Annotated in this window: 3 protein-coding genes; 2 read left to right on the top strand and 1 reads right to left on the bottom strand. The window is 74.2% G+C overall.

Annotation, left to right across the window (positions count from 1 at the left end; genetic code table 11):
- Positions 1–69: 69 nt before the first annotated feature.
- The gene (locus ACWEN3_RS40825; RefSeq protein ID WP_452982091.1) at positions 70–1,119 is read left to right on the top strand and encodes a hypothetical protein; all 1,050 of its coding nucleotides are present in this window, start codon (positions 70–72) and stop codon (positions 1,117–1,119) included.
- Here the strand turns inward: ACWEN3_RS40825 and lysX are convergent.
- Entirely contained in the window at positions 1,064–4,345 is a 3,282-nt protein-coding gene (gene lysX, locus ACWEN3_RS40820) for a bifunctional lysylphosphatidylglycerol synthetase/lysine--tRNA ligase LysX (protein ID WP_452982088.1), read from the bottom strand. The two genes, ACWEN3_RS40825 and lysX, sit on opposite strands and share 56 nt — an antisense overlap.
- Before the next feature lie 108 nt (positions 4,346–4,453).
- Here lysX and ACWEN3_RS40815 point away from each other — a divergent pair, with 108 nt between their 5' ends.
- Positions 4,454–4,924 carry a universal stress protein gene (locus ACWEN3_RS40815; RefSeq protein ID WP_452982085.1) on the top strand — a complete coding sequence of 157 codons (471 nt, stop codon included), beginning with the start codon at positions 4,454–4,456 and terminating at the stop codon, positions 4,922–4,924.
- Positions 4,925–5,224 lie beyond the last annotated feature (300 nt).

Here is a 5,224-nt window from a genome sequence, read left to right as displayed (position 1 = left end):
GCATCGCCAGCCCGCCCGCGTAAGGGAAGCGCCGGTCCGCGGCCTCACCCCCGAAAATGCGCGCTGAGCGTGCACTTCGCGGTCGTCGCCTGCGCCGCACCGGCGGTGCTGCTGCCGTGCACCATGCTGCTGGACGCCGCGGTGCGCGGCGAGACGGTGTTCTGGGTGCAGGCCGCGGCCGGGGCGCTGCTCCTGGTGCTGACCCCGGTGGCGCTCGCCGAGTCCGCGCCCCTCGCCGGGGCCCGGAGCCGGGTGGGCCGGGCCGCGCTGGGCGTCGTCCCGCTGGGCTTCCTGGCCTGGTTCGCCGACTGGCTCGGGGACCGGAACCTGTCCCCGACCACGATCATCGTCATCGCCGTGGCCGGCGCGCTGGTGCCGTCCTCGCTGGGCTGGTTCGGCCGGGGTGAGAGGGTGCCGGCGCTGTTCGCCCGGCTGTACCGGGAGCGTGCCGCGTTCGGCGCGTACACGGTGGTGACCCTGCTGGCTTCCTGTCTGGCGGGTGTCGTGTTCGCCCTCACCCTGGCCCTGCAGCTGCTCGGCGGTCTGTCCGCGATGCAGGTCGGCTGGGCCCTGCTGTCCGCCGTCGCCGGGGTGCTGCTGGGGTGGCTGGTGCTGCCCGTCGTCGCGGCCCGCGCCGGTCTCGCCGCCACGGTGGCCGGGGCCTGCGGGGTGGCGGCCGTCGGGTTCGTGCTGCTGAGCCGGGAGAGCGGCTTCCAGACCGCCGATGTGCTGCTGCCGCTGCTGCTGGTCGCGTTCGGCTGCGGGGTGCTGGCCCTGCCGGTGGGTTTCGCCCGCTCCGGGAGCGGTGCCCTGCCGCAGGGGCTGAACTCGTCCCGGCAGCTCGGCGCCGGCCTCGGCCTGTCGCTGTTCGTCGGCATCGTCACGGCCGTGAACCGGCAGGCCGCCCCGGGCATCGGCAGCGCCGAGGCGTACAACGCCCTCGTGGCGGGCGGCATCCGTGACTGCTTCGAGCTCGGTGTGGCGCTGTCGCTGGCCGCCGCGGCGGTGGCGCTGCTGACCCTGCCCCGGCGGAGCGTGCCGGGTGCCGATCCGGCTCCGGGGGTCAGCGGCGCCGCACCAGCGGGAACGGCAGCGTCTCCCGGATCGTCAGGCCGGTGAGGAACATGACGACCCGGTCCACGCCGATGCCGAGGCCGCCGGTCGGAGGCATCGCGTAGTCGAGGGCCTGCAGGAAGTCCTCGTCCAGTTCCATGGCCTCCGGGTCACCGCCGGCCGCCCGCAGCGACTGCTCGGTGAGCCGGCGGCGCTGTTCGACCGGGTCGGTCAGTTCCGAGTAGGCGGTGCCGAGTTCGGTGCCGAAGGCGACGAGGTCCCAGCGCTCGGCGAGCCGCGGCTCGGTGCGGTGCTGCCGGGTCAGCGGGGAGACCTCGGTCGGGAAGTCCTTGTAGAAGGTGGGCAGCACGGTGCGTTCCTCGACGAGCCGCTCGTACATCTCCAGGATCACGTCGGCGGGCCCGTCGTCGGCGGTGTACGGCACGCCCGTGCGGTCGCACAGCCGGTGCAGCCGCAGCAGCTCGGTGCCGGGGCCGATCTCCTCCCCCAGCACCTCGGAGAGGGCGCCGTGCACGGTCCGGACCGGCCAGGGCCCCGAGATGTCGTACTCCCGGCCGTCCTTGCGGGCCACCGGGGTGCCGAAGGCGGCGGTCGCGGCGCCCTGGATCAGCTCGCGGGTGAGGTCGAGCATGACGTCGTAATCGGCGTGCGCCTGGTAGGCCTCCAGCATCGTGAACTCGGGGTTGTGCTTGTAGGAGACGCCCTCGTTGCGGAAGGTGCGGCCCATCTCGAAGACCTTCTCCAGGCCGCCGACGCAGAGCCGCTTCAGGTACAGCTCGGGGGCGATGCGCAGGTAGAGGTCGAGGTCGTAGGCGTTGATGTGGGTGGTGAAGGGCCGGGCGTTGGCGCCGCCGTGGATCTGCTGGAGCATCGGGGTCTCGACCTCCAGGAAGCCGCGGTCCAGCAGCCCCTGGCGCAGGGCCTGTACGGCGGTGGAGCGGGCGCGGACCACGGCGCGCGCGTCGGGGCTGGTGACCAGGTCGAGGTAGCGGCGGCGGACCCTGGCCTCGGGGTCGGCGAGGCCCCGGCGCTTGTCCGGCAGCGGGCGCAGGCACTTGCCGGTGAGCTGCCAGGAGAGGACGAAGACGGTGGGCTCGCCCTTCTCGCTCAGCCCGGCCCGGCCGGTGACGGTGACGTGGTCGCCGATGTCGGTGCCGGCGGTGAAGCGGTCGAGGGCGGCGGCGCCGGAGCGGTCGCGGGTGAGGGCGATCTGGTGGTCGCCGGACCAGTCGCGCAGGACGGCGAAGACGATGCCGCCGAAGTCGCGGACGAGCATGACACGTCCGGCCACGGTGACGTCCGCGTCGGGCGGGACGTCGGCGAGGGCGTGGGAGGGGACGGGCACGCCGACCGGGTAGGGGTCGGTGCCGGTGGCGCGCAGCCGGTCGAGCTTGTGGTGCCGGACGCGGACCTGTTCGGGCAGGCCCGCGTCCGGGGCGACGGCCCCGGCCTCGTCCCCTCCGTCGAGGCCGAGCGCCGTCAGAGACGGCAGGCCCTCCGTGGTGGCGGGCCGCTGTCCGCTCTTCGGGTGCCCCTTTCCCCAGAGTTTGCGCAACGAAGGTACGGAGACGAAGCCTTCGGCGATGCCGGAGGCGAGGCCGATGCGGGCCAGGGAGGCGGTCTCGGCGTAGCAGATGAAGCGCGGGTACCACTCCGGGTGGTACTTGGCGTTGGAGCGGTACAGGGCCTCCAGCTGCCACCAGCGGGAGAAGAACAGCAGCAGCCGGCGCCACAGCCGCAGGACCGGTCCGGCGCCGATGCGCGCGCCCTCCTCGAAGACGGACCGGAACACCGCGAAGTTCAGCGAGATCCGGCGCACGCCCAGCTTGGGCGCGACGGCGCAGAGTTCGGCGGCCATGAATTCCATGACCCCGTTGGGGGCCGCGCGGTCACGGCGCATCAGGTCCAGGGAGACGCCGTCGCGGCCCCAGGGCACGAAGGAGAGCAGGGCGAGGAGCCGGCCGTCGTCGCCGAGGGCCTCGACCAGCAGGCAGTCGCCGTCGGTGGGGTCGCCGAGCCGGTCCAGGGCCATGGAGAAGCCGCGCTCGGTCTCGGTGTCCCGCCAGGCGTCGGCCTTGTCGACGATCTCCTCCATCTCCCGTTCGGTGAGGCTCGCGTGGCGGCGGATGCGGCAGGTGGCCCCGGTGCGGCGGACCCGGTGCACGGCCTGCCGGGTGACACGCATGTCCCGGCCGTCCAGGTCGAAGGCGGCCACGTGCACGATGGCCTCGTCGCCGAGCTGCAGCGCGCCGAGTCCGGCGCGGGCGTAGGCGCGGGCGCCGTCCTCGGAGGCGCCCATCACGGCGGGCGCCCAGGCGTAGCGGCGGGCCACGTCCAGCCAGGCGGCGATGGCGTGCGGCCAGGCCTCCCGGTCGCCGACGGGGTCGCCGCTGGCCAGGCACACCCCGGCCTCGACGCGGTAGGTGATGGCGGCCTTGCCGCTGGGCGAGAAGACGACGGCCTTGTCGCGGCGGGTGGCGAAGTAGCCGAGCGAGTCCCGCGCGCCGTACGCCTTGAGCAGGGCGCGGATGCGGGCCTCCTCGTCGCCGTGCAGGGCGGCTTCCAGGCGCTGTGAACGAAAGAGCGTGGCGGCGGCGTTGAGCAGGGCCAGCGCGCCGAGCAGGCCGAGCACGAAGGTGACCTCGCGCGGGGGACGCCCGGCGAAGGAGCTGGCCGGGACCAGGCCGCCGCACACCCGGTCGGCCGCCCAGGCCAGGTGCTGGTAGGCCGGGAGCGTGCCCGGGAACAGCATGACCAGGCCCCAGCCGAGCAGGATCGCCACGACGAGCCCGCCCAGCAGCACGGCGAGGGCCCGCCACACGGCACCGCGGCGGGAGGCGGCGTAGAACTGCCCGCGGGCCACGATCAGCAGGAGCAGCAGCAGGCCGCACAGGACCAGGGACGGCAGCGACTCGGCGTACAGGCCGAGGGCCACGCCGAGCGCGTCGGTGAGGACGACGAGCCCCAGATAGACGACGACCAGCCACCAGGCGACTTTCTTGCGGGCGGCGATGGCGGCGGCCAGCAGGAACAGGAACACCGCGTACGCGAGGTTGGCGCTGACGGGCACCAGCAGCAGGTCGACGACGTGGACGACCGGGCGGAGCAGGCGACGCAGCGGTTCGATGAGCGCGAGCAGGGCGCACAGCAGGCCGAGGGCGGCGAAGAGGGTCGCGAAGGCCTCCGGCACCCAGCCGAGGCGCTCGTCGGCGGGCGGGTGTGTCCGGGCCGTGGCGTCCCTGCGCGCGGCGGGCTCCGCGGTGGCAGTCATGGTTCCGACTCTAGGAAGGGGCCGGGCGGCTCGCCCGTCGAGAGCCGCCGGGAACCCCGGGAGGTCCCGAGCCTCGGCGGGAACCGGCGGTTCCGATAGCCTCGGCTCGTGACGGAACAGCACGAACAGCGCTCGCACCGGTTCGAGCGGGGCACGGACGGTCCGAAGGTCATCGTGGTCGGGATGGACGGCTCGGACTCGTCGCTGCGTGCCGCCGCGTACGCGGGTGGGCTGGCCCGTCGGCAGGGCGCGCTGCTGGCCGTGGTGTACGTGCAGCCGGTGCTCGCGGCGGGGGCGGCGCTGGGGGCGCCGGTGGCGGAGACGACCGACGCGATCGCCGAGGACCTGGTCACCTACATCCGGGACGCGGCCGAGCGGGTCAAGGGGATATTCGAGGTGCGCTGGGAGTTCCACACCTTCCGCGGCGACCCGTACAACGGCCTGGTGAAGGCGGCCGACGAACTCAAGGCCGACGCGGTGGTGGTGGGCGCCTCGGAGCAGGCCGGTCACCGGATCATCGGCTCGGTGGCGGTCCGCCTGGTGAAGGCCGGACGCTGGCCGGTGACGGTCGTCCCGTAGCCGCGGGACCACGAGGAGCGGACCCCCGGCGAGAGCAGGGCGCGGCGAAGGCGGCAGCACGCGGCGCATGGCTGGCGGGCGGGGCCGGAGGACGGGACTCCACCCGTGTGGCACGTGCGCAGCACGCCCTGGGAGCAGGGCGCGGCTCCGGGCAGGCCCGGCGCAAGCCGAGCAGGCCACCGAGGTGAGACGCTGCGAAGGCGAGGCCGTACCTCAGAGTGCGACGCCGAGCGGGCCGGGCATGAGGCCGAAGAGCACCGGCGCGGTGGCCATGATCAGCCCGTTGACCGGCAGCAGGCT

This window comes from Streptomyces sp. NPDC004561, from assembly GCF_053602155.1.
The sequence above is the reverse complement of the archived record's forward strand: the minus strand, read 5'-3'. Positions and strand labels throughout refer to the sequence as shown.

What these genes read in the sequence shown, in the direction of transcription:
- lysX (WP_452982088.1), bottom strand. Translation starts at nt 4,345, where the DNA reads ATGACTGCCACCGCGGAGCCCGCCGCGCGCAGGGACGCCACGGCCCGG.